This window comes from Terrabacter sp. Root85, from assembly GCF_001429185.1.
Classification (GTDB): domain Bacteria; phylum Actinomycetota; class Actinomycetes; order Actinomycetales; family Dermatophilaceae; genus Terrabacter.
Map to the genome: position 1 here is coordinate 349,213 of NZ_LMIW01000001.1, position 25,629 is coordinate 374,841.

Genomic DNA, 25,629 nt, shown 5'->3' on the forward strand with positions numbered 1-25,629 from the left:
TCGCACACCTGGCGGGGGTAGCGTGAGGCCGTGCCAGCCCAGCCCCTCAGCGACCTCGTCCACCCGACGTGGGTCCCGGCGCTCGAGCCGGTGGCCGACACCATCACCGCGATGGGCGCGTTCCTGCGCGCCGAGGTCGCGGCCGGCCGCGGCTACCTGCCTGCCGGCGACCGCGTGCTGCGGGCCTTCTCGCTGCCGCTGCCCGACGTACGCGTGCTCGTCGTCGGCCAGGACCCCTACCCGACCCCCGGCCACCCGGTGGGTCTCAGCTTCAGCGTCGCGCCGGACGTGCGACCGGTCCCCCGGTCGCTGCAGAACATCTACCAGGAGCTCGGCACCGACCTCGGCCTGCCGACGCCGGGCGACGGCGACCTGACGCCGTGGTTCGAGCGCGGCGTCATGCTGCTCAACCGGGTCCTGACGGTCCGCCCCGGGGCGAGCGCCAGCCACCAGGGCAAGGGCTGGGAAACCGTGACGGCACAGGCGATCTCGGCTCTCGCGTCGCGCGGCGGGCCGCTCGTCGCCATCCTCTGGGGACGGCAGGCGCAGTCCCTCGCGCCGATGCTCGGCGACGTGCCGCGCATCGAGTCGGCCCACCCGTCGCCGCTCTCCGCCCGCTCCGGCTTCTTCGGCTCGCGGCCCTTCAGCCGCACCAACGACCTCCTCGCCCAGCAGGGCGCGGCTCCCATCGACTGGAGGCTGACATGACCCAGCCCACCCCCGAGGTCTCCGGGCCGACGGTCTGGACCCGTTTCGTCGCCATCGGCGACTCCTTCACCGAAGGCATGTGCGACGACGACCCGACGTTCGGCCACGACGGCGAGTTCGCCGGCTGGGCCGACCGGCTCGCGTCGCACCTCTCGGAGATCGCCCGTGCCGACGGGCTCGACTTCGGCTACGCCAACCTCGCCGTGCGCGGCCGCAAGCTCGCCGACGTCGTCGGGCCCCAGCTCGAGGACGCCCTGTCTCTGCAGCCCGACCTCGTCAGCATCGTCGGTGGCGGCAACGACATCCTCCGGCCCAAGGCCGACCTCGACGGCCTCGCCGCCCGGCTCGAGGCCGCCGTGGCCCGGATCCGGGCGACCGGCGCCGACGTGCTCATGGCGACCCCCGTCGACCCCGCGGACGCCCCACTCGTCAAGGCCACCCGCGGCCGGGCCGCGATCCACACCGCCAACATCTGGAGCATCGCGCGGCGCAACGGCGCCCACGTCATCGACCAGTGGGGCCTGCACGCGCTGCGCGACTGGCGGATGTGGAGCGAGGACCGCATCCACATGACGACCGAGGGCCACCGCCGCGTCGCCCTCGCGGCTCTCGAGGCCCTCGGCCACACCCCGGCCGAGACCGACTGGGCCACACCGCTCGAGCCCGCTCCCCCGATCGGCCGCCGCGAGGCGCTGCAGGCCAACGCGCAGTGGGCCAAGGAGTACGTCGGCCCGTGGGTGCACCGCCGCCTCACCGGCCGCAGCTCGGGCGACCACCGCCAGGCCAAGCGCCCCGACGTGACCCCGTTCGACTGACGTCCAACCCCTGCCACGTCCAGCAGGCTCCCAGCCATCTCCCAGACGGCTGCAGCCACGTCCTGCACCGGAGGCGACGCGTTACCGCGGGTTCTTCGGAACATGTCCAGAACGCCCTGAGAATCTCCTGAACTTTTCCGCTTTGACCTCTAGTGCGAGGTAGGTCGGAAGTGATTAGGTCTCCCTCGGGTCGCGTGCGGGGGTGCCGGCTCTCCATCCATCACACAACGTGCGGCTCCCGACCGGGGCCGCACGTCATGCGCACCGACGGCCAACGAGCCGTCGAACGAGGAGGATCCGTGCGTAGGACGTCAGTGGGGCTGCTCAGCCTCGCCCTGGCAGCGGGTATGGGGGTGACCGTCGGAGTGCCGATGGTCGGCGCCGTTCCCACCACCAGCCCGAACACCGTGCAGGCGGGCGACACCGCCGCACCCGCGCAGTCCGACGAGCTCTCGAGCCCCCAGCAGGAGAAGGCGCGAGCCCTCAAGAAGCGGGCCGTCACCGAGGTGCTCGACGGCAAGGCCACGACCGTCAAGAAGGGCGCGAGCACGGTCGCCAAGATCTCCGGCGCGAAGAAGCCCGGGGGCGGCACGACCGACGAGTACGTCGAGGTCGGCCGTGAGGGCACCGACAAGATCTTCGTCGTCCTCGCCGAGTTCGGAAACCAGCGCAGTCCCGCCTACCCGGACGTCGACTCCGACCCGGCGACGCCTGGTCCGACGACGTGGGACGGCCCGCTGCACAACGCGATCCCGCAGCCCGACCGCACGCTCGACAACTCGACGAACTGGAACGCGAACTCCAGCCGCGACTACTTCCAGAACCTCTACTTCGGAAACGGCGGCACCATCGGCGCCGGCGGTGCCCAGGAGACCGTCAAGCAGTGGTACGAGCGCCAGAGCTCGGGCCGTTACAGCATCGACGGACAGGTCTCCGACTGGGTCAAGGTGCCCTACAACGAGGCTCGCTACGGTCGCGACTTCTGCGGTTCGCACGTGTGCACCAACACGTGGGCCCTCGTTCGTGACGCCGTCAACCAGTGGGTCGCCGACCAGAAGGCCCAGGGCCAGACGGACGCCCAGATCAAGTCGACCCTGGCGACCTACGACCAGTGGGACCGCTACGACGCAGACGGTGACGGCAACTTCAACGAGCCCGACGGCTACATCGACCACTTCCAGATCGTGCATGCGGGCGGCGACCAGGCCGACGGTGACCCGATCCAGGGCGAGGACGCCATCTGGTCGCACCGCTGGTTCGCCTACTACACCGGGGCGGGCACGACCGGTCCGGCCGGCAACCTCAACGGTGGCACGCAGATCGGCAACACCGGCCTCTGGGTCGGCGACTACACGATCCAGCCCGAGAACGGCGGCATGTCCGTCTTCACGCACGAGTACGGCCACGACCTCGGCCTGCCCGACCTCTACGACACCGCCACCGGCGCCGACAACGGCGTCAACTGGTGGTCGATGATGAGCCAGAGTCGCCAGGCCGGTCCGAACGACCAGTCGATCGGCTCGCGCGGCTCAGACTTCGGCGCGTGGGAGAAGCTGCAGCTCGGCTGGCTCGACTACAAGTACATTCCGTCGGTGACGGCCACCGGCACCTCGGTCGACCTCGGCCCGCACGAGTACAACTCGGCCAAGAAGCAGGCCGTCATCGTGGGTCTGCCGAAGAAGACGGTCGTCACGAAGCTCGCCGCCCCCGTCGAGGGCAGCAAGACGTGGTACGGCGGACGCGTGGACGCGACGAACGCCACGATGACACGTGACGTGACGCTCGCTGCGGGCACCTCGACGCTGACGTTCCAGACGAACTACTTCATCGAGGACTGCACGTGCGACTTCGCCTACGTCGAGGTCAATGACGGCTCCGGCTGGACGACGGTCAAGGGCAACATCACCGGTGACGAGAACAACGGCATCACCGGCACGACCGATGACAAGTGGGTCCCGGCAACGTTCGACCTGAGCGCCTGGGCGGGCAAGACGGTGAGCCTGCGCTTCCGTTACGCCACTGACGCGGCCTACACCGAGCGCGGCTTCTTCGTCGACGCAGTCAGGGTCGTCTCGGGCGGCGCCACGATCGTCGACTCAGGCGCCGAGAACGGCACCGAGGGGTGGACCCTCGCCGGCTTCTCGGCCGCGGGTGGGGAGACCTCGAGCCAGTTCAGCAACTACTACATCGCCTCGAACCGGAACTACCTGTCGTTCGACAAGTACCTCCAGAGCGGTCCGTACAACTTCGGCTGGCTCAACACGAACGGCGACAAGGTCGAGCACTTCCCGTACCAGGACGGACTGCTCGTCAGCTACTGGGACCTCTCTCAGGCCGACAACAACACCGGCGCACACCCCGGTGAGGGCGAGATCCTGCCGGTCGACGCCAACGCGGCGCCGCGCCAGCTCTCCGACGGCACGTTGTTGCGGGCTCGTATCGCCGGGTACGACGCGCCGTTCTCGCTGTCCAAGTCGGACACGTTCACGTTCCACAAGAACGGCGTGCCCTTCACGGTCGCCGGCGCTTCCCCTGCCCCGGTGTTCAACGACGGCAAGCAGTTCTGGTACTCGCAGACGCCCTACACCGGCGTCAAGGTCCCGAACAACGGCGTCAACATTGGCGTGCAGAAGGTTGACGGCACCTCGATGACGGTCAAGGTGTGGCTCCGCTGACGCGGATCCCCCTGTGAGACAGTGAGGCCCGCCCCCTTTGTGGGGGGCGGGCCTCATTGCTTCCAGGAGGCGTATGCCGCTCGGCTCGGTTGCGCTGGACGGCAACCGGACGGCATACGCCCTCGGCGCAGGATCAGACGGAGGCGGCGAAGGCCTTCTCGAAGATGTCGAGACCCTCGGAGAGCAGCTCGTCGCCCGCGGCGAGCGGCGGGAGGAAGCGGAAGACGTTGCCGTAGGTGCCGCACGTCAGGGTCACGAGGCCCTCGGCGTGGCAGGCCTGGTTGACGGCTCCGGTCAGAGCGGCGTTGGGCGTGAGGTCGCCGGCGCCGTTGACGAGCTCGACGGCGAGCATGGCCCCGCGGCCGCGGATGTCGCCGATCTGGGGGTACTTCTCGGCGAGGGCCTGCAGGCGCGGGACGAAGAGGGCCTCGACCTGCTTGGCGCGGCCGCAGAGGTCCTCCTCCTTCATCGTCTCGATGGCGCCGAGGGCAGAGGCGCAGGCGACGGGGTTGCCGCCGTAGGTGCCGCCGAGGCCACCGCCGTGTATGGAGTCCATGACGTCGGCACGGCCGGTGACGCCGGCGAGCGGGAGCCCGCCGGCCATGCCCTTGGCCGTCGTGATGAGGTCGGGCACGACGCCCTCGTACTCGCTCGCGAACCAGTCACCGGTGCGGCAGAAGCCGGTCTGCACCTCGTCGGCGATGAAGAGGATGCCGTTGTCGGCACACCAGTCGGCGACCTGCTTGACGAATCCCGGTGCGGGGACGATGAATCCGCCCTCGCCCTGGATCGGCTCGAGGATGACGGCGGCGAGGTTGTCCTCCCCCACCTGCGCGTGCACCTGCGTGACGAACGCCTCGAAGCTCTCCTTGGCGCAGTCGGCCGCGCCACCGGGCCAGCGGTAGGGGTAGCTCATCGGCGCGCGGTAGACCTCGCCGGCAAAGGGTCCGAACCTGTGCTTGTAGGGCATGTTCTTGGCCGTCAGTGCCATCGTGAGGTTGGTGCGCCCGTGGTACGCGTGGTCGAACGCGACGACGGCGTTGCGGCCGGTGAAGTGGCGGGCGACCTTGACGGCGTTCTCGACGGCCTCGGCGCCCGAGTTGAAGAGCGCGGTGCGCTTGTCGTGATCGCCGGGCGTCAGGTCGTTGAGGGCCTCGGCGACCTCGAGGTATTCCTCGTAGGGGGTCACCATGAAGCACGTGTGGGTGAAGTCCTGCACCTGCGCGGTGACGCGGTCGACGACGCGCGGCGCGGCGTTGCCGACGGTCGTCACGGCGATGCCGGAGCCGAAGTCGATGAGCTGGTTGCCGTCGACGTCGACGAGGATGCCGCCGCCGGCGCGCTCGACGTAGACCGGCAGACCGGTGGAGACTCCGGCGGACACGGCCGCCGTCTTGCGGGCCTGGAGCGCGGCCGACCTGGGGCCGGGGATCGCGGTCTGCAGGAGCCGCTGCTGGGGGACGTTGCTCATGCCCGTCAGTATGCCGCCCGGACGCCTCAGAGCGGAACCCGGGTCGGCGCGCGCGCACCTGCTCATTCCGTACTCGAACGCCGCGTTCGGTCACGAACTCAGCGGCAGAACGCTGAGTTCACGACCGAACGCGTCGTTCGGCGTCAGTGGACGGGACGGACGACCCGGTACCGCAGGTGGACGGTCTCCGGGGTGCCCACCGCCTCGAGCAGCTCGAGGTCGACGTGGCCGACGTCGAGACCGGCGAACATCGGCGTGCCACGGCCGAAGAGCACCGGGGCGACGTGCAACGAGACCTCGTCGACGAGTCCGGCCGCGAGACACTGGCGGCCGAGGTCCGCCCCGCCCATGACGGTCACGGTGCGACCACCGGCCGCTGCGCGGGCCTGGTCCAGGGCGGACTCGATCCCTCCCGTGACGAACGTGTAGACGCCGCCCTCGGGCACCGAGCCGGGCGCCGGCGCCTCGTGGGTGACGACGAACACCGGGCGCCGGGCATCGCCCGACGGGCCGTCGGCGCCCCAGCCCGCAATCGAATGGTCATAGGTGGTGCGGCCCGCGACCACGGCGCCGAGGTCGGCGACGGCACGCTCGAGGTAGTCCCGGTCGACGAGCCAGCCGTGCAGCTGCTCGCCGCCCGGTCCGAGCGGCTCCTCGGCGGTCTGCGGTGCGGCGGTGACGAACCCGTCGAGGGACAGGCTGATGTCGAAGACGGTCCTGCTCATGGCTCCTCCTCGGTGACGGGTCTGTGTCGTGTCGTGACGTGTCCTGCGCTGACCGGCGGCACACCCTGTCGTCGTGCCGCCGGCCGGCGGTCAGAGCTCGACGCCCTCGCCGAAACGGCCGCGGGCCTCGTGCGGGATGAGCGGCTTCTCGGCCCGGACCTTGAGCTCCTGGACGGCCCACGAGTTGCCGTCCGGGTCGGAGAAGCCGAAGAACGTACCCCCGTCGCGCGGGTCGATGACCTGGACCTCGGAGCACTCGACGCCCCGGCCGACGAGCTCCGCGTGCGCCGCGGCGGCGTCGGACACGACGAGCTGGATGCCGTGCAGCGACCCCGGCGCCATGGCCTTCTGCGAGGGCAGGTCGCCGATGACGATCGAACACCCCGACCCGCGCGGCGTGAGCTGCGCGACGTGCATGTGCTCGTTCCTCGTGTCGTGGTCGAGGGCGAACCCGACCTGGTCGCGGTAGAAGGCGATCGCGGCCCCGAGGTCGCTGACCGGCACGATGACGACCTCGAGCGTCCAGTCCACGGCGCTCAGCCCTGGGCCGAGGCGGACGCGGATGCGGATGCAGAGGCCGACGCGGCGACGAGCTCCTCGAGCCGCTCGTAGCCCTGGGCCATGCCCTGCTCCATGCCGCTCTCGACCATCATGTCGCGACCCTCGACCGTGCGGCCGATGCTGCGGCCCTCGAGCCGGCAGCGACCGTCGCCCAGGTCGACGAAGTGCATGAACTCGATGGCGACCTCGTCGGGCGCGCCCTCGAACTCGAAGGTCTGGACGGCGAAGTCGTTGTCGCGGACCGTGTGGAACGTGCCGTGGAAGCCGTAGACGTTGTCGCCGTCGCGGTGGGTGTAGCGGTAGCCGCCGCCGGACGTGAAGTCCCAGCGCTCGATCTGCATCTCGTAGCCCCGCGGGCCGAGCCACTGGCGGACGAGCTCGGGGTCGCGGTGGGCGTTGAACACGGCCTCGACGGGGGCGTCGAACTCGCGGGTGAAGTCGATCCACGGCACGCCGGCGGGGATGTCGAGGGTGAGTGAGTTGGTCATGACTGCTGCTCCTTGTCGGTGTTCTGCGTGGTTGCCGCAGGTGCTGCGGGTGGGGTGCTGCGCTCGAGCACGGCATCGAGCGACCGGAACCGCTGCTCGGCGGCGAGCCGGTAGCGGTCGATCCAGGCCGTCATCGCCTCGAGGCGAGCGGCCTCGAGGTGGACCGGGCGGCGCTGGGCGTCGCGGGTCCGGCTCACCAGGCCGGCCAGCTCGAGCACCTGGATGTGCTTGCTGACGGCCTGCTTGCTGATCTCGAACGGTTCGGCGAGCTCGTTGACGGTCGCCGCGCCCCGGCTGAGGCGGGCGATGATGGCGCGCCGGACGGGATCGGCCAGGGCCGCGAAGGCGCGGTCGAGGTCCGCATCCGAGACGGGCGAGAGAATCATGGTCAACTAACTCCTTGATCAACTAATACATTGATTAAAACTCACGAACGTCACCCCGTCAACCCCCCTTCCGACGAGCCTCGCGACCCACCCACCGAGCGGGCGCCGTCGAGTCGCGCACGCGGCATACGCAAGCACTCGATGTCCGCAGGTGCGGGTGTAGGGTCACGGTCATGCCGCATCTGCGTATCACCGAGGCCGCCTCCCTCCTCGGCGTCTCCGACGACACCGTGCGTCGCATGGTCGACTCCGGCCGTCTCGACGGGTCCACCGACGACGCCGGCCGCCGGACCGTGGACGGCGCCCAGCTCGCAGCCGTGGCCCAGGAGCTCGCGCATCCGGCTGCGGTCGGCACCATCGGGGGTGCGTCCGCCCGCAACCGGATGCGCGGAATCGTCACCGCCATCACGAAGGACACCGTCATGGCCAAGGTCGAGCTCCAGTGCGGGCCGTTCCGCATCGTCTCGCTGCTCTCGAGCGAGTCCGTCGACGACCTCGCGCTCGAGGTCGGTTCCGTCGCCGTCGCCAGCGTCAAGTCGACCCACGTCGTCGTGGAGGTCCCCGCATGAGCACGCCGCTCCCCCGAACCCCSCGARCCMCCCGAAGCCCCCGCCACACCCTCGCGCCCACCGTCGCCGCCCTCGCCGCTGCCACCGCCCTGCTCCTCGCCGGCTGCGGCAGCTCCACCCCGTCCGCCGACGGCACCGGGCAACCGGGGAAGTCCGGTGCCTCGGCGGCCTCCCTCCAGGGCACCGTGACGGTCCTTGCCGCTGCGTCGCTGACCGAGTCGTTCGACCAGCTGAAGAAGGACTTCGAGGCGGCCCACCCGGGGGTCACCGTCGAGACCTCCTACGGCTCCAGCGCGACCCTCGTGCAGCAGGTCGACAACGGCGCGCCCGCGTCGGTCATCGCCCTCGCCGGCACGGCCGCGGCCAAGCCGCTCGACCAGGGCATGGTCAAGGACACGAAGACCTTTGCGACCAACGTCCTCGAGATCGCCGTCCCCCCGAGCAACCCCGGCGCCGTCGCCTCGATCAACGACCTCGCGAAGCCGAGCGTCAAGGTCGTCCTCTGCGCCGACACCGTGCCGTGCGGCAAGGCCGCGCAGGCCACCTTCGCCAAGGCCCGGATCGTGCCCAACGTCGTGAGCAAGGAGGTCGACGTCAAGGCGACCCTCTCCAAGGTCAAGCTCGCCGAGGCCGACGCCGCCGTGGTCTACCACTCCGACGTCGTCGCTGCGAAGGACGCCGTCACGGGCGTCGAGATCCCCGCGCAGTTCAACACGAGCCTCTCCTACCCCGTCATCACCCTCTCCGACGACACGGCGACCCAGGCCTTCGTCGCCTACCTGCTGAGCGCCGAGGGCCTGGCCACCGTGCAGTCGTTCGGCTTCGGCGCGCCCTGAGCGGCGCCCCGTCCGGCCACCGGCAGGATGACCTGACATGAGGTATGCCGCCCGGTGGCGTTCGCGCGTCGCGCTCGGCGTGCCGGCGGCGCTCGCACTGCTCCTGCTCGTCGTGCCGCTCGTTGCGCTGCTGCTCCGCGCGGACTGGGCCCGCATCCCGTCCGACCTCGCGACCCCGACCGTCCTGCCGGCGCTGCGGCTCTCGCTGACGACGACGTCGGTCACGGCCGTCCTGTGCCTGCTGCTCGGCACTCCCCTGGCCTGGTTCCTCGCCCGCTCCGAGCACCGGGCCACGAGCTGGGTCCGCGCGCTGCTCACCGTGCCCCTGGTCCTGCCCCCCGTCGTCGGTGGCGTCGCCCTGCTCATGACGTGGGGGCGCAACGGCCTCATCGGCCAGTACCTGACGCCCTTCGGCATCCAGATCCCGTTCACGACGGTGGCCGTCGTGCTCGCCGAGACCTTCGTGGCGATGCCCTACTACGTCCTTGCCGTCGAGGGTGCGATGCGCGGACTCGACCCCCGGCTCGAGTCCGTGGCCCGCACGCTCGGGGCGAGCGACGTGCGCTACCTGCGCACCGTGGGGATCCCGCTCGTGCTGCCCGGCATCGCGAGCGGACTCGCCCTCGCGTGGGCGCGGGCGCTCGGCGAGTTCGGCGCCACGATCACCTTCGCCGGCAACTTCCAGGGTCGCACCCAGACCCTGCCGCTGCTCGTCTACGTCGAGCTCGAGCGCGACCCGCAGGTGGCCGTCTCGATCAGCATCATGCTGCTCGCGGTCAGCGTGCTCGTGCTCGGCGTGCTGCGCGGACGTTGGCTCCGATGAGCGCCGCGAGCCGCGTCAGCGCCGGACTCGATGCGCGGATCCGCCTGTCCCGCGGCGAGATCGAGGTGGACGTGGCCCTGACCGCCGAGCCCGGCCAGGTCATCGGCGTCCTCGGCCCCAACGGCGGCGGCAAGACCACCACGATCCTCGCACTCGCCGGCGTGCTGCACCTCGCCGAGGGCCACGTCCGGGTCGGCGGCCAGGTGTGGGACGACGGACGGCACCGCCTCGCCCCGGAGCAGCGCGCCGTCGGGCTCATGCTCGCCGACAGCCTGCTCTTCCCCCACCTGCGCGCCCTCGACAACGTCGCCTACGGCCCGCGCAGCCGTGGCGTCGGGCGGCACGAGGCGCGAGACCGCGCCCGCACCGAGCTCGAGCGCGTCGGCCTCTCCGACCGAGCCGCCTCGCGCCCCCGCGAGCTCTCGTCGGGACAGCAGGCGCGCGTGGCCCTCGCCCGCGCCCTGGCCACCGACCCGGCGCTCCTCCTCCTCGACGAGCCGCTCGCGGCCCTCGACCCCGACACGCGCGCACGGACACGGAGCGACCTCGCAGCCCGCCTCACGGCATACGACGGCGTCACGGTGCTCGTCACCCACGACCCGCTCGACGCGCTGACGCTCGCCGACCACCTCGTCTTCGTCGAGGACGGGCGGGTGACGCAGTTCGGCACGCCCGCCGAGGTGCTGAGCGAGCCACGGAGCGCCTACGTCGGCACCGTCGTCGGGCTCAACCTGTATGCCGCACAGGGCGATTCGCACGGTCACGTGCACACCGCGGACGGTGGGCTGATCGTCACCACGAGCCCGACCGAAGGGGCCGTGTGGGCGACGGTCCCACCGAGCGCCGTGTCGCTGCACCGTCACCACCCGGAAGGGTCGCCGCGCAACGCCTGGCGGCTGCGCATCGCGTCCGTGACCATGCAGGGCCAGTCGGCCCGCATCGGTCTCGTGGGCGAGGTGCCGCTCACCGCCGAGGTGACGCTCGAGTCGGTCACGGCGCTGGGGCTGCAGGTCGGCCACGACGTCTGGGCGGCCGTCAAGGCCACCGAGGTGCGCACCTACCCGCGCTGAGCCTGACCCTCCACCCTCTTTCACTCGAGTGGCCGCTGCGTCACTCTGGCCCCATGCCGGGGGTGGTACGCGTGGGGCCGGGAGGCCACTCGAGTGTGACGGACCGCACACTCGACGGTGTTGTGGTGCGGCGGACGCGGAGGAAGGCCAGCACGGACGGCAGCTGCACGACCGCCGCCACGAGGAGCGCGACGGGGATCGACGTCCGCGTCGCGAGCGCCCCGAGCGGCGGCCCGCCCGCGACCTGGCCGATCGCGTTGGCCTGGCTGTTCATCGACAGCACCGTCGCCCGCGACGACGACTCGAGGTTGCGGTTGAGCCATGTCGCCTGGATCGGCGCGCTGAAGGCGCTGCTCGCGTTGTGCAGCCACAGCGCCGCGAGGACGAGCCACAGGTTGCCGAGCAGCGCGACCCCGACGACGGCGACGACCTGCGCCGCGGCAGCGAGGGCGACCGGCAGTCCCGGGTTCTCCTCGACCACCCGGGCGGGGAGCCAGCGGCTGCTCGCACCGGACGCGAGCAGCGAGATGACCGACCCGATGAGCGCGAACACGGTGAACGCCACGGCGGGATCGCTGCCGAGGAACGACGGCATCGCGAAGGTGTCGAGCACACGCACCTGCCAGAGCCGGTCGAAGACCTCGCTCGACAGGCCGACGAGCACGCTGACGAGGAGGAAGACGCGCACGACCCGCCGCCCGCGAGCGACGGCGAGACCCGCGACGAACTGGTCCTTGAGGTGTCCGAAGGTCTCACGGTCACCGCGGGGCGTCGGGTGGAAGTGGCGCTCGGGCATCGCCACCGCGAGGCCCACGGCGAGGAGCACGAGCGTCACGCCGGCCACGACGATCGGCACCCGGAGGGCGATGAGACCGAGACCGCCCGCGGCCAGCGTGCCGAGGAAGCCGAAGGCGAGGTCGAGCTGGGTCTCGCGCGTGAAGACAGGAGCGACGTGCTCCTCACCCACCTCGTCGGTGATCCACGCCTGCAGCGCACCGGACGTGAAGGTGTAGCCGATGCCCCAGATGACGTTGCCGACGACCGCGGCGGCGAAGGTGGCGAGGACGCCCTCGACGGCGAAGCCGACCCCGACGAGGAAGAAGCCGATGATCACCGAGACGCGGCGGCTGTGCAGGTCGGCGACGATCCCCGTCGGCACCTCGAAGACGAAGCACGTCGCCTCGAGGACCGTGCCGACGAGGACCATCTGGAACGGGTCGAGGTCGACGACGCGGTACTGGAACACGAGGTTGAGGGTGAAGCACGCCGCGAAGGCGAAGGCCGCCACGGCCGTCAGCACGTAGAAGGTGGACGTCGCGTCCGCCTCGCGCAGCGGACGCCGCAGGAGCGTGAGCACCCTTCGACGGTAGGGCCCACGCGGTGCCCGCGTCGCCGGGGTTTCCACGGCGTATGCCGCGGGGCCGGCCGGGCGGCATACGTGGGCTCCGTCGGTGGTGGCTCCGCAGACGACCCGGGCCAACCGGGCACGGCGATGGCCGGGACCTCAGCGGTCCCGGCCACCGGTCGGGCGCTCAGGGGAGCGCGAGGAAGGCGTTGCGCAGCAGGGGCTGGTTGTTGACGAAGCCGTAGCTCGCGCACGCGGCCGCGCTGCACGAGACGCGCGAGTCGACGCCGACCCGCATGTCGATGTGCAGGTGGGAGTCGGTGCAGAGGGCGTGGTACTTCGTGCCGACGTAGCCGATGCGCTGGCCCTTGGTCACCGACTGCCCGACCGAGACCACCGGCGCGGGGCTGTCGTCCATGTGGGCGAAGTACCAGAGTCGGCCGAAGCCGTCCTTGACCGTGACGGTGCTGCCGACGCTGTCGCAGCCGGTGCTGCCCGCGCGGATGTTCTTCGTCATGACCGTCCCGTTGACCGGCGAGAGGACCGAGGTGCCGGTCGCGGCGAAGATGTCGGCAGCGTTGTAGTCGTGGTGGCAGTTGACCTTGCTGTCCCAGCACCAGTGCGGCGTGCGGTTCTTGATGTCGGCCTGGTTGACCGAGAGCGGGAAGCGCAGCGACGCGTCGCCGATGATCTGCGAGGCGTTGTTGTTCTTGACGTTGGCGTTGAGGTCGACCTGGGCGCCGTTGGGCACCTCGTCGTAGACGCCGCCGAAGTCGCTGTTGTAGAAGACGAAGACCGACGTCCCGGTGCGGTTCCAGACCGACGCCGTGTTGTTCTTGACGCACTGGCCCTGGCCCGAGCCGCTGCTGACGAACTCGATGCACCCCGAGCCGGTGCCGTAGTCGCGCTGCGAGTTGACGAGGTCGACGCGCGACCCGGCGTTGCCGCTGTTGTAGTAGAGACAGAACTCGCCGGACTCGCACACCCCGTTGCGGGCCGTGGCGTTGGCGTTCGGCGCGGTGCCGACGAGGGCGGCTGCGACGCCGAGTACGGCGACCAGTCCGACTGCGAATCTCCTGAACATCTCGTGTCCTTCCGAGCGGTGAGGTGGTGCCCTGTACGAGCCACTGAACCGACGCGGCCTAACAAGCGGCTAACCCCTCGACCACCGGGTCCGTCTCACACTTTGGACGAAATGCTCGGACGTCCTAGTATCGATCCATGCCAGCGACGAGGCTGATGCCGACCGACGAAGCCACCGACCTGATCGAGCTGACGCGAGAGATCTGCCGCAAGGACCTCGCGCCGAAGGTCGACGACGCCGAACGCGCCCGCACCTTTCCCGAGGAGACCTTCCGCACCCTGGGCCGGGCGGGCCTGCTGTCGCTGCCCTACCCCGAGGAGTTCGGTGGGGCCGACCAGCCCTACGAGGTCTATCTCCAGGTCGTCGAGGAGATCGCGTCCGTCTGGATGAGCGTGGCCGTCGGCGTCAGCGTGCACAGCCTCACGGCCTACCCCGTCGCGACCTTCGGCACCCGCGAGCAGCAGGAGGCCCTGCTGCCCGGGATGCTCTCGGGCGAGCAGCTCGGTGCCTACTGCCTCTCCGAGCCCCTGGCCGGCTCCGACATCGCCTCGATGACGACGCGGGCGACCCGCACCGACGACGGCTGGTCGCTCAAGGGCACCAAGGCGTGGATCTCGCACGCCGGGCACGCCGACTACTACACGACCTTCGCCCGCACGTCCGACGACGGCGGCAAGGGCCTGTCGACCTTCATCGTCCCCGGTGACGCCGCAGGCCTGACCTTCGCCGAGCCCGAGCGCAAGATGGGCCTGCACTGCGACCCCGTCGCCCAGGTCATGTTCGACGGCGTCCCCGTCGACGGCGCGCGGCTGGTCGGCCGCGAGGGCGACGGCATGAAGATGGCCCTGTCGGCCCTCGACGCGGGACGCCTCGGCATCGCCGCTGCCGCCACGGGCCTGGCCCAGGCCGCCCTCGACGCCGCCGCCGACTACGCGACCGAGCGCCAGCAGTTCGGCCGACGCATCGCCGACTTCCAGGGACTCGCCTTCCTCATCGCCGACATGGAGGCCGCGGTCACCTCGGCCCGTGCCACCTACCTCCACGCGGCCCGCCTCAAGGACGCCGGCCGCGGCTTCGGCAAGGAGGCCGCCGTCGCCAAGCTCATCGCCACCGACGCGGCCATGAAGGTGACCACCGACGCCGTCCAGGTGCTCGGCGGCGCCGGCTACACCGAGGACTTCCCGCTCGAGCGCTACATGCGCGAGGCGAAGGTGACCCAGATCTTCGAGGGCACCAACCAGATCCAGCGCCTCGTCATCTCGCGCCAGCTCCTCGCCCGTTGACGCCGACCGGCATCTGCTCCCGCTGACCTCCCGACGCCCGAAAGGCCTGTCATGCAGCTGAACTCGTCCACCGTCGCCGTCGTCACCGGTGGTGGCTCCGGCCTCGGCGGTGCCACCGCTCGCCGCCTCGTCGCCGACGGCGCCACCGTCGTCATCATCGACCTCGAGGGCTCCACGGCCCCGGCGCTCGTCGACGAGCTCAACGCGCAGCGCGAAGGCAGCGCCGTCTTCGTCGCGGCCGACGTGCGCGACGAGGCCCAGGTGCAGGCCGCGATCGACCGGGCCACCGCGCTCGGCGAGCTGCGCATCGCCGTCAACTGTGCGGGGGTGGCGACACCGGGCCGCGTCGTCGGGCGGGGTGGGCCGCTCTCGCTCGACACGTTCAAGACGGTCATCGACATCAACCTTGTCGGCTCGTTCAACGTGCTCCGTCTCGCGGCAGCGGCGATGCTCGGCAACGAGGCCGTCGACGGCGACCGAGGCGTCATCGTCAACACGGCGAGCATCGCCGCCTTCGACGGCCAGATCGGCCAGGCTGCGTACGCCGCGAGCAAGGGCGGCATCGTCGGCCTCACCCTGTCGGCGGCTCGAGACCTCGCGGACAAGGCGATCCGCGTCATGACCGTCGCTCCCGGCACCTTCGAGACGCCGATGCTCGCCGGCCTGCCGGGCGAGGTCAAGGAGGTCCTCGAGAAGCAGGTGCCGCACCCGTCGCGCCTCGGCCGCCCCGAGGAGTACGCCAACCTCGTGCGCCACATCGTCGACAACCCGATGCTCAACGGTGAGGTCATCCGCCTCGACGGCGCCCTGCGTATGCCGCCGCGCTGAGTCGCCCACGCCGCTCCACCCTCCCAGTCGAGTGAGCGCTCGAACGGGCACGACCTCACACGTGTGGACGCCGAGCCGGCCAGCGCTGGGACACTGGGGGTGTGAACGAGCCCGGCGGTGACCTCGTGATCGCAGCCGGTCCCGGCCTGCGGCGCGGTCTCGTCATCCCCGCCGGCGAGCTCGTCGAGCGCTTCAGCCGGTCCTCCGGCCCCGGCGGTCAGGGCGTCAACACGACGGACAGCCGGGTCGAGCTCGTCTTCGACCCGGAGACCTCGACCGCCCTGACGCCGGCCCAGCGCGAGCGCCTCGTCACCGCCCTCGACGGTCGGCTCGTCGCCGGACGGCTCACGATCGTGGCCTCCGAGCAGCGCTCACAGCTGCGCAACCGGGCCGCGGCCCGCGAGCGTCTCGTCGACCTGCTGCGCGACGGCCTGGCTCCCCCGCCGCCGGCCCGACGGGCCACGAAACCGACGCGCGGCTCGCAGCGGCGGCGGATCGAGGGCAAGAAGCGCCGCTCCGAGGTCAAGTCGGGTCGTGGCCGCATCCGACCCGACTGACGGAGCGCATGACGGGAGCACTCGACGTACGGAACCGACCGGGCGTGGCCTTCTCGACACGTCAGGCGTGCGGAGGCTCGAGCAGCGTCGTGTCGACGACCGCGTCGACGTCGACGGGGCCGTAGACGTGCGGGAACGTCTCACCCGTCGCCGGGTCCCCGACCTCGCGGACCACGCGCGACAACAGCCGCGACTCGTCGATGTGCAGCAGCACGAGGGGTTCCGTGACGTCGGCGTAGAAGCGCGACCGCACGACGGGCCACTGCTCCGCCGACGAGGCATGGACGAAGCCTTCCTCGGCGAGCGAGCGGCCGCGCGTCGAACGCGCATAGGTGCCGTCCCGGAGAGCCTGCTGCCAGTGGGCCTGCTCGGCCAGGTGGTAGATCATGCGCCGCGACGCTACCAAGCAGGCCCGCGAGCGGTGACGTGTATCTCAGGCAGCGCCCACGCCCCCTGAGGAGAGAGAGGCTGGGGGTGTGGATCGCGGTCGACCGCAGTCCCCGGCCGCACGCACCTGCTGGGAGGACGGCGCACCATGACCAGGACGCAGGACCCTCGGGACGAGGCCGAGCTGAGATACCCGCCGAGCGTGGCGAACCTCGGCGGCCACGACCTCTCCTACGTCGACACCGGCCACGGCTCCGCGATCCTCTTCATCCACGGCCTGCTCGGCTCGCACGAGAACTGGACCCACCTCGTCGACCGCCTCGACACCGAGCACCGGGTCGTCATCCCCGACCTCTTCGGGCACGGCGCCTCGGCCAAGCCCGTCGGCGACTACTCGCTCGGGTCGCACGCCGCGATCCTGCGCGACCTCATCGACCGGCTCGGCATCGCGAAGGTCACGCTCGTGGGCCACTCCCTCGGTGGGGGCATCGCCATGCAGTTCTGCTACCTCTTCCCCGAGCGCGTCGAAGCCCTCGTCCTCGTCTCCAGCGGAGGCCTCGGGAGATCTGTCAGCCCACTGCTGCGCTCGGCGACCCTCCCCGGTGCCGAGCTCGTGCTGCCGGTCATCGCCTCGGCCTGGGTGCGCGGCCGCGTCGAGACCGTCGGGCGCGCCGTTCGCGGCCTCGGCTGGCGACCGAGCGCCGACGTCTCGGCCGCGTGGAAGGGCTTCACGTCCCTCTCGGACGCCGAGAGCCGTCGGGCCTTCCTGGCCACGACCCGCGGCGTCATCGACCCCGGCGGCCAGACGGTCAACGCGCACGGGCAGCTGACGACCGCAGACCACATCCGCACCCTCGTCATCTGGGGCACCCGGGACCGGATGATCCCCGTCGGCCACGCGGAGCGCGCCCACGAGGTGTTCCCCGGCGCCGAGGTCGTGCTGTTCGAGGGCGCCGGCCACTTCCCGCACCTCGAGCAGCCGGACCGCTTCGCGAGCGTCCTCGAGCGGTTCATCCACGGCTGACGTCGGTTTGGCCGCGACCCGAGACACCATCGTGTCTCGTGCGGAGGTCAGGCCGGCCCGGGCCCGAGGGCGTGGGTCCCCGACCGGCGCAGGGCCTGCGGGTCGACGACGGTGACGCGGCCACGGTCGAGGACCACGGCCCCGGCCGACTCGAGGCGACGCAGGACGCGGTTGGCCGTCGGCCGGGTGACCCCCGCCAGCTCGGCCAGCTCGGACTGGTTGAGGTGCACCGTCACCGGGGAGCGTGACGGTGCGGCAACGGCATACACCCCACACAAGGACACGAGGCTGCGCACCACACGGAGCTCGGCGGGCGTGTGCAAGGCCTCCATGAGCGCGTCGGTCAGTCGGCTGACCCGGGCTGCGAGGAGGCGCACGAGGAGACGGTTGACCTCAGGGTGGCGGTCGCACAGCCGCTCGAAGTCCGCGAAGGACAGCGACAGGGTCACGGTCCGCTCGACCGCCTCGATCGTCGCCGTCCGCCGGCCGGCGCGCACGATCATCGCGAGCTCGCCGAAGGCCTGGCCCGGGCCCATGACGGCGTAGGCCAGCCGGTCCCCCTGCTCCGACGACCGGCGGGCGACGACCCGGCCCTCGACGACGAAGTGCACGGTGTCGGCGGCGTCCCCCTCGTGGAAGACCACGTCGCCCGCGTCGTACGTGTGGCGGTGCATCGACGCCACGACCTCCCGACGCTCGGCCGGCGCGAGGTCGGACAGCAGCCCGAGGTCGAGGGTCACGGCCGCCCTGCCGTCCGGTCCCGGTGCCGGCGAGCACTGCCGGGGTGTCGCCGCGCGCACAGACAGCGGCCGGCGGCGGCGGGACCGTCGTGGGAGACGACACCAGAACGTGACCGCACCGGGACATCTGCAGCACGAGGGGCAGCGAACCCCTCACCGAGGGAAGGCACTTCCATGACGACGACAACGGCACGACGACGGGTCCACCCGGACCTCGCGCACCACCACCCCCGGGTGACGCGCCTGCCCCGAGGCGGGTGGACGTGGGAGTGCGACTGCGGCGGCGCCTCGGCCCGCTCCGTCGTGGCCCGCCTGACGTGGCACCAGGCGTTCGTGGGTGCCCTCATCCACTCGGCCTCGATCGCTCCCTGAACGGTCACCGCAGACCCTCGCCGAGGCGCCCCCGCAGGGGCACGGGGAGCGGCGCCAGCGACGCACGCGCCTCGGCGAGCAACGCCGACTCCGCCCGGTCGAACACATCCTGGGCGGAGTCTGGCGTGTCCCCGATGGCGGTCATGCCGACGCGGCCGCACTCGGTGATCGAGCTGATCATGTGGAAGACGACGCCCGTCTGGCGCGACTGGTCGAAGTGGAGGCCGGCGCGCGCCACGAGGTCGAAGAGGTCGTCGACACCCATGCCCCGGAGCGTCTCGTCCTCGAGGTGGTCGGTCGCCACGAGGTGGCGTTCGGCGCCGGACGGGGTGACGAAGCGCCCCTCCTCGTGGACATAGGTGCCGTCGGTCAGGAACTGCAGCGTGAGGAACGGGTGCGTCGTACCGCCCCTGCGCAGGTTGATCTCGATGGCGTGGGTCTGCCATTGCTTGCCCTGGCGGACGACGACGAAGTCGAGGGCGAACCGCCCGAGCACCCCTTTGTCCGCGAGGATGCGACCCACCTTCTCCGCCTCCCTCGTGATCGTCGTCGCGTAGGCCGGGTCAGCCGGGAACCGCGCACCGAGGTACATCTGGCCCGTCGGGCCACCGAGGACCTGGTCGTGGGTCGAGAGGATCTCCAGCTCCCCCAGGGGCGTCACGCGCAGCTGCACGCTCGGACTGCGCACCTCGTCACCGACGATGCGCTCCTCGACGATGCCACCGCGCTCGTCCAGCCGCCCGAGGTAGGCACCGGTCTCGATGCGTGCGTCCTCGAGCTGCATGCCCAGCACCCGTTCGGTGACGACCGCACGCAGCGCGTCTGTCTCGCCGCCCGGATCCGCGGCCGCCGCGGCCGCCTCGGCCGCCTCGGCCGCCGCGTCCACGGCGGTCAGGTCGACGAGGGCGTTGCCGGAGCCCGAGACACCCTCGTCGAGCTTGACCATCGCCCACTGCGCGCCGGGCCGCGACGCGTGCAGCTCGAGCACGGCGTCGACGACGTCGTCGACGGAGTGGACGTCCTCGGCGCCGAAGGGATGGTCGACGCCGGCCTCGGCGAAGATCCGTCGGCAGCCGGTCTTGGTGCCCAGCGGATAGAGGCGCGGGTCCGCGGCATACATGGGAATGCCGAGCATCAGCGCCAGGTCACGCTCGCGCGTCGTGCTCGTGTACGGGACGATGTGCGACCTTGCCGGGTCCGTCACGAGGGAGGCGATGCGGGACAGGACCCGGGGGCGGGCCAGCAGCTTGTCGGTCAGAGGTCGAGGGGAGGAGTCACCCACCGAAACCAGGTCGAGTCGGGCCCGGGCATGGCTCGGGATGACCCCGGGGAGCAGCGACAGGTAGTACTCGATGATGTGCTCGTTGATCGGCATCGACGTCACGTAGACCATCCGGAGGCGCGGCTGACGCAGCAGCAGCAGCATGAAGAGGAAACGCTCCTCCATGGCCTGGTTCATGGCGCCCGCCGACTGCGTGAGGTTGTCGACGCTCATCGACGGCACGACGACCACCGACTCCCGTGGGTCGGCTTGACCGAAGCGGCGCCAGACCTCGGGCAGGGCCTGCTGCAGATCGTCGAACAGTCGGCCGCGCGCCGCCTCGTCGAGCGCGTCGAGGCCACCGCCGTCCACCGTCGGGACGATCGGGGCCTGGGTCGTCGCATTCATGGGTCGTCCTCCCGGTCGGTGGTGCCGATGACCTCGTGGACCTCGAGGGGCCGCGAGATGCCGCGCAGCTCCACCGGCCCGAGCGAGCGCGTCTCGAAGCGCTCGTCGATCCCGGCACGCACGCGGGGGCTGATGAGGATCTGACGGGCGGCGGCGGCCGCGCAGAGGCGGGCCGCGACGTTGGTGACGGTCCCGATCGCCGCGTAGTCCCAGCGTCCTTCGAAGCCGACCCGACCGAGCGTCGCGTAGCCCTGCGCGATGCCGACCCCGAAGCCGAGCTGGTGCCCCTGCCGGGACCACCCGGACGCGAGGTCGTCGACGCGGTCGCGCATGTCGAGCGCCATCCGCACGGCCCGCTCGGGTGCGTCCGGACACGGTGGGGGGTCGTTGAAGAACACCATGAGCCCGTCGCCGGCGAAGTGCTCCAACGTGCCCTCGTAGGCGAAGACGAGCTCCCCGAGGGCGCCGTGGTACTCGCGCAGCACTGACATCGTCTCCTCCGGCTCGGCGGTCTCCGCGAACGCGGTGAAACCCCGGAGGTCGGTGAAGACGGTGGTGATGTCGCGTCGGTGGCTCTCGAGGAACGACTCGTCGCCGGACTCGACGATGAGGCCCGCGATCTGCGGAGACAGGAACCGGCGCAGGCGGCCCAGCCGGTCGAGGTCGTCCACCTGCTCGGCCACCCGGGTCTCGAGCTCGGCGTTCCAGCGCTCGAGCGCGACGGTCTGCTCGAGCACCGTGTCGTGCAGTCGTTTGACGCGCGCCAGCGACCGGACCCGCGCCACGAGCTCGGCCTGGTCGAACGGCTTGGTGACGAAGTCGTCGGCGCCCACCTCGAGGGCGCGCAGTCGCTGCTGGGTCCCGCTCGCCGTCACCATGACGACCGGCAGCATCGCCGTGCGGGGGTCGGCCTTGATGCGCTCGCACGTCTCGTAGCCGTCCATGACCGGCATGAGCACGTCGAGCAGGACGACGTCGACCTCGCACTCGGCGAGCGCCTCGAGGGCAGCCTGCCCCGACGCCTCCGAGCGCACGACGAAGCCCCGCGGCTCGAGGACGGCGTGCATGAGCTTGCGGTTCTGCTCGAGGTCGTCGACGACGAGGACCCGCACGCCCGTGAGCGGCCGGACCCTCGCATCGCCGTCGAGGGGCGTCACGGCTCCGGGGCCTCCCGTCGGGGCAGGTGACGGCGCACCTGCGCCGGGAACTCACGGACGCTGATCGGCTTCTCGAGGTAGCCCGCGAAGCCCGAGACGAGGGCCCGCTCGCGGTCGCGGTGCATCGCGAACGCCGTGAGCGCGACGATCGGGATGTGCGCGGTCGGCTCGTGGTCCCGGATCAGCTCGAGGGCGGCGAAACCGTCGATGCCGGGCAGCTGGAGATCCATGAGGATGACGTCCGGCAGGCTGGTCCTCGCCTGCTCGACCGCCTCCTCACCGGTGGTGGCCACGAGGACGCAGAAGCCGGCATACTCCAGCACGTCCCGCGCGAGCTTGAGGTTGCGCGGGTTGTCCTCGACGATGAGCACGACAGGCAGCTCGCTCACGGCCCCTCCCCCTCCCGCACGTGCTCGGCGGCGACCGTCGCGAGCCGGCGCGCGAGCCCCGGCAGGTCGATGCCGGCCTTCTCGGCGACGAACGCGATGCGCCCCTCGAGACGCGAGCGGTCTTGTGGTGTCAGGGACTTCGCGGTGAGCACGACGATCGGCGGCCCATCGGAGTCGCGGTGCGGCCGCAGCTCGTCGATGACGGCGAAGCCGTCGACGTGGGGCATGAGCAGGTCGATGACGACGACGGACGGGGCGACCGCACGCACGAGGTCCGCCGCCTGCTGGCCGCCCGCGCACGTGTGCACCTCCCAACCCAGCGGCTCGAGCGTGCTGCGCACGAGCTTGAGGGCGAGGGGGTCGTCGTCGACGACGACGACGCGCAGCCGAGGACTCTGCTCGTCCGCGCGCGGCGGTGGCAGCAGCCGCGTCACGGCGGCGAGGAGGTGCTCACCGCTCACGGGCTTCACGAGGTACTCCGTGGCCCCCAAGGCGAAGCCACGGCCGCGCTCGGGCTCGACGCTGACCACGACCACGGGCACGTCGGCCGTGGCCGGGTCGTTCTTGAGCTCGGTGAGGACCTCCCACCCGTCCATCCCGGGCAGGTGGATGTCGAGGACGACCGCCACCGGGTCCTGGGCCCGGACGAGGTCGAGTCCCTGCTCGCCCGTCGACGCGGCGACGGGGCGGAGACCGGCTGCACGCAGGTGCAGCTCGACGAGCTCGGCCGAGCGCGGGTCGTCCTCGATGACGACCACGGTCGGACCGTCGACGTCCTCGACGTCGATCGTCCACACGTCACCGCCGGCCTCCCGGTCGGCGTCGGGCTGCGGGACCGAGATCCCGAAGGTGCTCCCCTCGCCCGGTGTGCTCGTGAGCCAGAGTCGCCCGCCGTGCAGCTCGACGATGCGGCGGCTCAGGGTGAGACCGAGGCCGGTGCCCTCGCTCGACGACGCCGTCCGCTCGCCCTGCTGGAACGAGTCGAAGATGCGCTCCTGGTCCGCCGGCGCGATGCCGATGCCCGTGTCGGTGACCGTGACGCCGACCTCCTCACCGTCGCGCCAGGCCCGGACGACGATGCTGCCGCCGTCCGGCGTGAACTTCACGGCGTTGCTCAGCAGGTTGAGCAGGACCTGCTTGAGACGCAGCTCGTCCGCCGTGACGAGGCCGAGCCCGTCCGATGCCTCCAGCGTCAGGCGTATGCCGTGCAGCGCCGCACGCTCGCGCACGAGCGAGAGCGCCTGGACGAGGATGTCGTCGATGGGGAAGGTCGTGAGGTCGAGCTCCATGCGTCCGGCTTCGATCTTGGACAGGTCGAGGATGTCGCCGAGGAGGGCGAGCAGGTGGCGCCCGGCCGAGTGGATGTCCTGGAGGTAGTCCTCCTGCCGCTCGTTGAGGTCGCCGAACATCCGCTCGAGGAGCACCTCGGAGAAGCCGATGACGGCGTTGAGCGGTGTCCGCAGCTCGTGCGACATGCTCGCGAGGAACTCCGACTTGTGCTGGCTGGCCTCAGCGAGCGCGACGCTCTGCTGCTCGAGCTGCTGGTAGAGGCGGGCGTTGGTCAGCGCGACGGCCGACTGGCTCGCGAAAGCCGCGAGCAGCTCGCACGTCTCGTCGCTGAACGAGCCCGTCGACTTGCGCCGCACGACGAGCGCCCCCACGACCCGGTCGGGACGCACGAGCGGGATGGCAACGAGCGAGCGCCAGCCCGACCCGTGGAGCACGGCGAGGTGCGGGTCGAGCGGCCCGGGCGCGGCGTCGAGGTCGGGGATCTGGAGCACCCGCCGACCGCGCGCGGCCCGGCCCACCCAGGTGCGGTCGATGTGGATCTCCGCGGCCCGCAGCGCATCGATGACGTACTCGCTCGTGCCGTAGGCCGTGCGCACCCGGAAGAGTCCCGTCGCCTCGTCGAACTCCATGAGCGAGCCGCCGTCGGTGTCCGACAGCTCGACCGCGTGGCTGACGATCGTCGTCAGCACCTCGTCCGCGACGAGCGTCGAGCTGATCGCCTCCCCCACCTCGGCGAGCGCCTCGAGCTGGTCGACCTTGCGGGCGAGCTCGGCCGACCTGCTCTCGAGCGCCGAGAAGAGCTCGACGTGCCGAAGGGCGAGCGCCGCCTGCTCGGCGAACGTCGACAGGAGCTCCTCGGCGGCCTCGTCGAAGGGCGCAACCTGCGTGCGCCACACGTTGAGGGCGCCGACGACCTGGTCGCCGACCACCATCGGTGCGCCCATCATCGTCCGGTAGCCACCGACCCGCTGGAAGTCGGTGCGACGGTAGTCCGGATCGGCGAGGACGTCCTCGATCTGGTGCACCCTCCGGTCGATGGTGACCCGTCCGACCAACGTCGCGCGGTCGCGGACGATCGGGTGCTGCGAGACGAAGGCGACGAACTCCGGCGTCAGTCCGCTCGACCGCGCGAGCACGAACGAGTCATCCTGCACGAGGTAGATCTGCGCGACCTGCGCGCCGAGGAGCCGCCGGGCGCTGTCGACGACCGCGTCGAAGACCTCGTCACGGCTGGCGGCGCCGCCCGTCGTCGAGGCCGTGAGGACCTTGAGGATGTCGCTCGTGGCCCGCAGCTGCTCCTGCGTCGTCGCCAGCCGGTCGGCGAGCTGGTGGGCACCCCCGACCGCCTCGTCGCCCGTCTCTTCGAACCCGCTCATGCGAGTCCCCCATCGACCTGTGAGTCCCTGTGGTCCCCCACCGAGTGTCCTCCCCGAACGGTCGGCGCACCATGGGAATCCGAAGAGCTCGACGCCGGGGTCCAGCCGGCGCCCCGCGAGGCGGCGCGCAGATGACTGCACCCGGCACCGCCTCACCCCTACTCTGAAGACGAGCGCCCCGGGGGAACGGGCCCGCTCGCCCTGCTACGGAAGGACTTTCATGCCTGACTCCAGCACCGTTGCCGGCCCGACTCCTGACCTCACGCGCAAGGCCGTGGCCGAAGCCGTCGGAACGTTCATCCTCGTCTTCTTCGCCGTGGGCGCCGCCGTCGTCGGCCTCGAGACGATGAGCAGGCTCGCCGTCGCCGTGGCCTTCGGCTTCGTGCTGCTCGCACTGGCGTACGCCATCGGCCCCGTCTCGGGCTGCCACGTCAACCCCGCCGTCACCCTCGGCGTGCTCATGCGCAAGGGCATCACGACGACCGAGGCGATCTACTACTGGATCGCCCAGCTCGTCGGTGCGATCCTCGGCGCGGCCCTGCTCAAGCTCATGGTCTCGAGCTTCGGTGGCGTCAAGGACGAGACCGGCGCCCTCGGGACCAACAACTGGGGCGCGACGATCACCGCGGGTGGCACCTTCGTGCTCGAGGTCGTCCTCACCTTCCTCCTCGTCCTCGTCGTCCTGCTCGTGACGAGCCGGGCCGCGGCACCGGGCTTCGCCGGACTCGCGATCGGACTCGTGCTCACCGTGATCCACATCGTCGGCATCCCGCTCGACGGCACCTCCGTCAACCCGGCCCGGTCCATCGGGCCTGCCCTGCTCAACGGCGGCGAGCCGCTGGCTCACGTGTGGATGTTCATCGTCGCGCCGCTCATCGGCGGTGCCATCGCGGCCCTCGCCTCCCCGTACTTCGAGACGGCAGTCTCGAAGACCGACACCGACCCGACGGGCGCCGACGTGCCCGCCTGACCGTGCTTCGCCGACTGTCCAACCTTGTGGC

26 protein-coding genes are annotated in these 25,629 nt (G+C 71.2%); 13 read left to right on the forward strand and 13 right to left on the reverse strand.

Annotated features, from left to right (window positions below):
- Nucleotides 1-30: 30 nt before the first annotated feature.
- The 3 genes from ASE25_RS01675 to ASE25_RS01685 all read left to right on the forward strand — a co-directional run bounded on the left by ASE25_RS01675 (nt 31) and on the right by ASE25_RS01685 (nt 4,198).
- Nucleotides 31-708, forward strand: coding sequence for a uracil-DNA glycosylase (locus tag ASE25_RS01675; protein WP_056771465.1), 678 nt, complete (start codon nt 31-33; stop codon nt 706-708).
- Nucleotides 705-1,523, forward strand: a complete 819-nt coding sequence (locus ASE25_RS01680; RefSeq protein ID WP_056771467.1) for an SGNH/GDSL hydrolase family protein — start codon at nt 705-707, stop codon at nt 1,521-1,523. Before ASE25_RS01675 ends, ASE25_RS01680 begins: the two co-directional genes overlap by 4 nt.
- Before the next feature lie 299 nt (nt 1,524-1,822).
- Nucleotides 1,823-4,198: an immune inhibitor A domain-containing protein gene (locus ASE25_RS01685; protein WP_056822291.1), complete on the forward strand. Its 2,376-nt coding sequence runs from the start codon at nt 1,823-1,825 to the stop codon at nt 4,196-4,198.
- 133 nt (nt 4,199-4,331) lie between these two features.
- Here the strand turns inward: ASE25_RS01685 and gabT are convergent, their stop codons facing one another.
- From gabT to ASE25_RS01710, 5 genes are all read right to left on the reverse strand, one after another.
- Nucleotides 4,332-5,669, reverse strand: a complete 1,338-nt coding sequence (gabT, locus tag ASE25_RS01690; RefSeq protein ID WP_056822292.1) for a 4-aminobutyrate--2-oxoglutarate transaminase — start codon at nt 5,667-5,669, stop codon at nt 4,332-4,334.
- A 143-nt stretch (nt 5,670-5,812) separates the two neighbouring features.
- Nucleotides 5,813-6,394: a dihydrofolate reductase family protein gene (locus ASE25_RS01695; protein ID WP_056822294.1), complete on the reverse strand. Its 582-nt coding sequence runs from the start codon at nt 6,392-6,394 to the stop codon at nt 5,813-5,815.
- Nucleotides 6,395-6,484: 90 nt separating this feature from the next.
- The gene (locus ASE25_RS01700) at nt 6,485-6,925 is read right to left on the reverse strand and encodes a VOC family protein (RefSeq protein WP_056771479.1); all 441 of its coding nucleotides are present in this window, start codon (nt 6,923-6,925) and stop codon (nt 6,485-6,487) included.
- Between the two features lie 5 nt (nt 6,926-6,930).
- Entirely contained in the window at nt 6,931-7,443 is a 513-nt protein-coding gene (locus ASE25_RS01705) for an SRPBCC family protein (protein ID WP_056771482.1), read from the reverse strand.
- Nucleotides 7,440-7,829: a helix-turn-helix transcriptional regulator gene (locus ASE25_RS01710; RefSeq protein WP_056771483.1), complete on the reverse strand. Its 390-nt coding sequence runs from the start codon at nt 7,827-7,829 to the stop codon at nt 7,440-7,442. Before ASE25_RS01710 ends, ASE25_RS01705 begins: the two co-directional genes overlap by 4 nt.
- Before the next feature lie 173 nt (nt 7,830-8,002).
- On the opposite strand from ASE25_RS01710, the gene ASE25_RS01715 reads away from it, so the two are divergent.
- From ASE25_RS01715 to ASE25_RS01730, 4 genes are read left to right on the forward strand one after another with little or no spacing between them, the layout of a single operon-like run.
- Nucleotides 8,003-8,398: a molybdopterin-binding protein gene (locus ASE25_RS01715; protein ID WP_020143406.1), complete on the forward strand. Its 396-nt coding sequence runs from the start codon at nt 8,003-8,005 to the stop codon at nt 8,396-8,398.
- The gene (gene modA, locus ASE25_RS01720) at nt 8,395-9,234 is read left to right on the forward strand and encodes a molybdate ABC transporter substrate-binding protein (protein WP_056822296.1); all 840 of its coding nucleotides are present in this window, start codon (nt 8,395-8,397) and stop codon (nt 9,232-9,234) included. The genes ASE25_RS01715 and modA overlap by 4 nt, the downstream gene beginning before the upstream one ends.
- A gap of 37 nt (nt 9,235-9,271) precedes the next feature.
- Nucleotides 9,272-10,057: an ABC transporter permease gene (locus ASE25_RS01725; protein ID WP_056771491.1), complete on the forward strand. Its 786-nt coding sequence runs from the start codon at nt 9,272-9,274 to the stop codon at nt 10,055-10,057.
- Nucleotides 10,054-11,127, forward strand: a complete 1,074-nt coding sequence (locus ASE25_RS01730; protein WP_056822304.1) for an ABC transporter ATP-binding protein — start codon at nt 10,054-10,056, stop codon at nt 11,125-11,127. Before ASE25_RS01725 ends, ASE25_RS01730 begins: the two co-directional genes overlap by 4 nt.
- Before the next feature lie 40 nt (nt 11,128-11,167).
- Here the strand turns inward: ASE25_RS01730 and ASE25_RS01735 are convergent, their stop codons facing one another.
- Together ASE25_RS01735 and ASE25_RS01740 are read right to left on the reverse strand one after the other, a co-directional pair.
- Entirely contained in the window at nt 11,168-12,484 is a 1,317-nt protein-coding gene (locus ASE25_RS01735) for an MFS transporter (protein WP_056822308.1), read from the reverse strand.
- A gap of 175 nt (nt 12,485-12,659) precedes the next feature.
- Nucleotides 12,660-13,556: a peptidoglycan DD-metalloendopeptidase family protein gene (locus ASE25_RS01740; protein ID WP_056822310.1), complete on the reverse strand. Its 897-nt coding sequence runs from the start codon at nt 13,554-13,556 to the stop codon at nt 12,660-12,662.
- 137 nt (nt 13,557-13,693) lie between these two features.
- On the opposite strand from ASE25_RS01740, the gene ASE25_RS01745 reads away from it, so the two are divergent.
- The 3 genes from ASE25_RS01745 to arfB all read left to right on the forward strand — a co-directional run bounded on the left by ASE25_RS01745 (nt 13,694) and on the right by arfB (nt 16,224).
- On the forward strand, nt 13,694-14,839 hold the full coding sequence (locus ASE25_RS01745; protein ID WP_056771507.1) for an acyl-CoA dehydrogenase family protein: 1,146 nt from the start codon (nt 13,694-13,696) through the stop codon (nt 14,837-14,839).
- A gap of 51 nt (nt 14,840-14,890) precedes the next feature.
- A complete protein-coding gene (locus ASE25_RS01750; RefSeq protein ID WP_056822312.1) occupies nt 14,891-15,667 on the forward strand; it encodes an SDR family NAD(P)-dependent oxidoreductase in 777 nt (258 codons plus the stop codon).
- Nucleotides 15,668-15,768: 101 nt separating this feature from the next.
- Nucleotides 15,769-16,224, forward strand: a complete 456-nt coding sequence (gene arfB, locus ASE25_RS01755) for an alternative ribosome rescue aminoacyl-tRNA hydrolase ArfB (RefSeq protein ID WP_200958944.1) — start codon at nt 15,769-15,771, stop codon at nt 16,222-16,224.
- A 61-nt stretch (nt 16,225-16,285) separates the two neighbouring features.
- Here the strand turns inward: arfB and ASE25_RS01760 are convergent, their stop codons facing one another.
- Entirely contained in the window at nt 16,286-16,612 is a 327-nt protein-coding gene (locus tag ASE25_RS01760; protein WP_056771514.1) for a DUF952 domain-containing protein, read from the reverse strand.
- Between the two features lie 147 nt (nt 16,613-16,759).
- Here ASE25_RS01760 and ASE25_RS01765 point away from each other — a divergent pair, with 147 nt between their 5' ends.
- Nucleotides 16,760-17,635 carry an alpha/beta fold hydrolase gene (locus tag ASE25_RS01765; RefSeq protein ID WP_056771517.1) on the forward strand — a complete coding sequence of 292 codons (876 nt, stop codon included), beginning with the start codon at nt 16,760-16,762 and terminating at the stop codon, nt 17,633-17,635.
- Between the two features lie 47 nt (nt 17,636-17,682).
- On the opposite strand, the gene ASE25_RS01770 is transcribed toward ASE25_RS01765, so the two are convergent.
- On the reverse strand, nt 17,683-18,375 hold the full coding sequence (locus ASE25_RS01770; protein ID WP_056771520.1) for a Crp/Fnr family transcriptional regulator: 693 nt from the start codon (nt 18,373-18,375) through the stop codon (nt 17,683-17,685).
- Between the two features lie 174 nt (nt 18,376-18,549).
- Between ASE25_RS01770 and ASE25_RS01775 the strand changes: the two genes are divergently transcribed.
- Complete coding sequence (locus ASE25_RS01775; protein ID WP_020143422.1) at nt 18,550-18,747, forward strand: hypothetical protein; 198 nt, start codon at nt 18,550-18,552, stop codon at nt 18,745-18,747.
- A gap of 4 nt (nt 18,748-18,751) precedes the next feature.
- On the opposite strand, the gene ASE25_RS01780 is transcribed toward ASE25_RS01775, so the two are convergent.
- The 4 genes from ASE25_RS01780 to ASE25_RS01795 are packed head-to-tail and all read right to left on the reverse strand — an operon-like array spanning nt 18,752 to nt 24,628.
- Nucleotides 18,752-20,416 (reverse strand): peptide ligase PGM1-related protein, encoded by a 1,665-nt coding sequence (locus tag ASE25_RS01780; RefSeq protein WP_056822315.1) that lies wholly within the window; start codon nt 20,414-20,416, stop codon nt 18,752-18,754.
- A complete protein-coding gene (locus tag ASE25_RS01785; RefSeq protein ID WP_056771528.1) occupies nt 20,413-21,573 on the reverse strand; it encodes an adenylate/guanylate cyclase domain-containing response regulator in 1,161 nt (386 codons plus the stop codon). The genes ASE25_RS01780 and ASE25_RS01785 overlap by 4 nt, the downstream gene beginning before the upstream one ends.
- Nucleotides 21,570-21,962, reverse strand: a complete 393-nt coding sequence (locus tag ASE25_RS01790; protein ID WP_056771530.1) for a response regulator — start codon at nt 21,960-21,962, stop codon at nt 21,570-21,572. Before ASE25_RS01790 ends, ASE25_RS01785 begins: the two co-directional genes overlap by 4 nt.
- The gene (locus ASE25_RS01795; RefSeq protein ID WP_056822318.1) at nt 21,959-24,628 is read right to left on the reverse strand and encodes a response regulator; all 2,670 of its coding nucleotides are present in this window, start codon (nt 24,626-24,628) and stop codon (nt 21,959-21,961) included. Before ASE25_RS01795 ends, ASE25_RS01790 begins: the two co-directional genes overlap by 4 nt.
- A gap of 220 nt (nt 24,629-24,848) precedes the next feature.
- On the opposite strand from ASE25_RS01795, the gene ASE25_RS01800 reads away from it, so the two are divergent.
- Entirely contained in the window at nt 24,849-25,598 is a 750-nt protein-coding gene (locus ASE25_RS01800; protein WP_056771536.1) for an MIP/aquaporin family protein, read from the forward strand.
- Nucleotides 25,599-25,629 lie beyond the last annotated feature (31 nt).

Coding starts and splice junctions, on each gene's coding strand:
- ASE25_RS01775 (WP_020143422.1), top strand. CDS start 18,550: ATGACGACGACAACGGCACGACGACGGGTCCACCCGGACCTCGCGCAC.
- ASE25_RS01745 (WP_056771507.1), top strand. CDS start 13,694: ATGCCAGCGACGAGGCTGATGCCGACCGACGAAGCCACCGACCTGATC.
- ASE25_RS01730 (WP_056822304.1), top strand. CDS start 10,054: ATGAGCGCCGCGAGCCGCGTCAGCGCCGGACTCGATGCGCGGATCCGC.
- gabT (WP_056822292.1), bottom strand. CDS start 5,669: ATGAGCAACGTCCCCCAGCAGCGGCTCCTGCAGACCGCGATCCCCGGC.
- ASE25_RS01760 (WP_056771514.1), bottom strand. CDS start 16,612: ATGATCTACCACCTGGCCGAGCAGGCCCACTGGCAGCAGGCTCTCCGG.
- ASE25_RS01740 (WP_056822310.1), bottom strand. CDS start 13,556: ATGTTCAGGAGATTCGCAGTCGGACTGGTCGCCGTACTCGGCGTCGCA.
- ASE25_RS01725 (WP_056771491.1), top strand. CDS start 9,272: ATGAGGTATGCCGCCCGGTGGCGTTCGCGCGTCGCGCTCGGCGTGCCG.
- ASE25_RS01765 (WP_056771517.1), top strand. CDS start 16,760: ATGACCAGGACGCAGGACCCTCGGGACGAGGCCGAGCTGAGATACCCG.
- ASE25_RS01715 (WP_020143406.1), top strand. CDS start 8,003: ATGCCGCATCTGCGTATCACCGAGGCCGCCTCCCTCCTCGGCGTCTCC.
- ASE25_RS01795 (WP_056822318.1), bottom strand. CDS start 24,628: ATGAGCGGGTTCGAAGAGACGGGCGACGAGGCGGTCGGGGGTGCCCAC.
- ASE25_RS01710 (WP_056771483.1), bottom strand. CDS start 7,829: ATGATTCTCTCGCCCGTCTCGGATGCGGACCTCGACCGCGCCTTCGCG.
- ASE25_RS01695 (WP_056822294.1), bottom strand. CDS start 6,394: ATGAGCAGGACCGTCTTCGACATCAGCCTGTCCCTCGACGGGTTCGTC.
- ASE25_RS01780 (WP_056822315.1), bottom strand. CDS start 20,416: ATGAATGCGACGACCCAGGCCCCGATCGTCCCGACGGTGGACGGCGGT.
- ASE25_RS01750 (WP_056822312.1), top strand. CDS start 14,891: ATGCAGCTGAACTCGTCCACCGTCGCCGTCGTCACCGGTGGTGGCTCC.
- ASE25_RS01705 (WP_056771482.1), bottom strand. CDS start 7,443: ATGACCAACTCACTCACCCTCGACATCCCCGCCGGCGTGCCGTGGATC.
- ASE25_RS01680 (WP_056771467.1), top strand. CDS start 705: ATGACCCAGCCCACCCCCGAGGTCTCCGGGCCGACGGTCTGGACCCGT.
- ASE25_RS01800 (WP_056771536.1), top strand. CDS start 24,849: ATGCCTGACTCCAGCACCGTTGCCGGCCCGACTCCTGACCTCACGCGC.